This is a genomic window from Stenotrophomonas ginsengisoli, from assembly GCF_001431485.1.
GTDB classification, from domain to species: domain Bacteria; phylum Pseudomonadota; class Gammaproteobacteria; order Xanthomonadales; family Xanthomonadaceae; genus Stenotrophomonas; species Stenotrophomonas ginsengisoli.
Window position 1 is genome coordinate 1 of sequence record NZ_LDJM01000062.1, and the last position, 1,211, is coordinate 1,211.

Annotated in this window: 1 protein-coding gene; it reads right to left on the minus strand. The window is 64.2% G+C overall.

Annotated elements, in window-relative coordinates:
• Nucleotides 1-17: 17 nt before the first annotated feature.
• Nucleotides 18-941: an IS110 family transposase gene (locus tag ABB30_RS15230; RefSeq protein ID WP_083489925.1), complete on the minus strand. Its 924-nt coding sequence runs from the start codon at nucleotides 939-941 to the stop codon at nucleotides 18-20.
• Nucleotides 942-1,211: the final 270 nt, after the last annotated feature.

Below are 1,211 nucleotides of genomic sequence, written 5' to 3' on the forward strand. Positions count from 1 at the left end.
GGAGTCAACTGTCTTGATCAGGCGGTCATAGGCACGACTTTCCAGGGAGCGTTGTCGCGCTTCATGGCGTTCAGACGGGTGAGGTATTTGCGCATGCAGGCCACGGCCGCGGCCTTCTTGGGTTTGCCTGCCTCTACCAGCCGCCGGTAGCAGTTACCGATGTCCGGATCGCAGCGGATTGCGCTCCAGGTAGCCATGTACAGCACCCGTCGGACATCGGCTCGACCGCCCACGATGTGGCGCTGGCCGCGCCACAGTCCGCTGTCGCGGTTGTACGGGGCCAGTCCGGCCAAGGCGGCGATCTGGCGACGGTTCACGGAGCCCAGTTCGGGCAGCCGGGCCGCCAAGGTGGCACGCAGGATCGGCCCCAGCCCCGGGGCCTTTTCCAGCCTGTCCGGGGTCTCGGCCAACAACTTGGTGATGGTCTTTTCGATCTGCTGGATCTGCTTCTGCAGCCGGGCGATACAGCCCTTTAGCACAGCTTGTACCGGAGCCGATTCCAGCTGCTTGATGCGCCGACGATGGGCATCGCGCTCGCTCACCAGTGCACTGCGAGCCTGCAGCCATTCGCGCAAAAGCGCTGTTTTTTCAGGTAATGGCTTGCTCGGCGATGCCGGCAGCAACTGTGCAGCCATGGCCAGCACGCGTGCATCGATGGCGTCGGTCTTGGCCTTCAGGCCCAGTGCGCGTGCCAGCTCACGAGGCCGGTTGGCCGACAGGCGCTCGGCAGGCAAATGGGCATCGAACAGGGCCTTGAGCAAGGCGCGCTCGTAGCCACCGGTCGCCTCGAAGACGACTCGGGTGCTGCCGATCTCCTGCAGCCAGCAGACCAGCTCGGTCAAGCCGGCAGCCGTATTGGCAAAACTGCGCTGTTGTTCCTGCGGCAAGGCATGGGCAACCAGCTCAGCCTTGGCAATATCGATACCCACATAGGTGTTCATCGCTCGCTCCTGGAGTAGGCTGACAGCGAGAGCACTCCCCCCGATCCCATGCTTGTGGTGCGGACTGCAGGTCCGGTCAACTGTTCGGGCTGAAGGGGGAGGACGGGGTGCGGCGCCCAAACTCCCACTCGTGTTGGGACACTGCGCACTGACGGGCTGCCGCACCTCGCTCTCACCTCAAACTGTAGTCCTGCCCAAGACACAAGCGCACCCGGGCGCGATGCCTTTGACTTGGCCGGGAAAGCCTGTCGCGCCCAGGTGCGCTCCCAA

What these genes read in the sequence shown, in the direction of transcription:
- ABB30_RS15230 (WP_083489925.1), bottom strand. Translation starts at nt 941, where the DNA reads ATGAACACCTATGTGGGTATCGATATTGCCAAGGCTGAGCTGGTTGCC.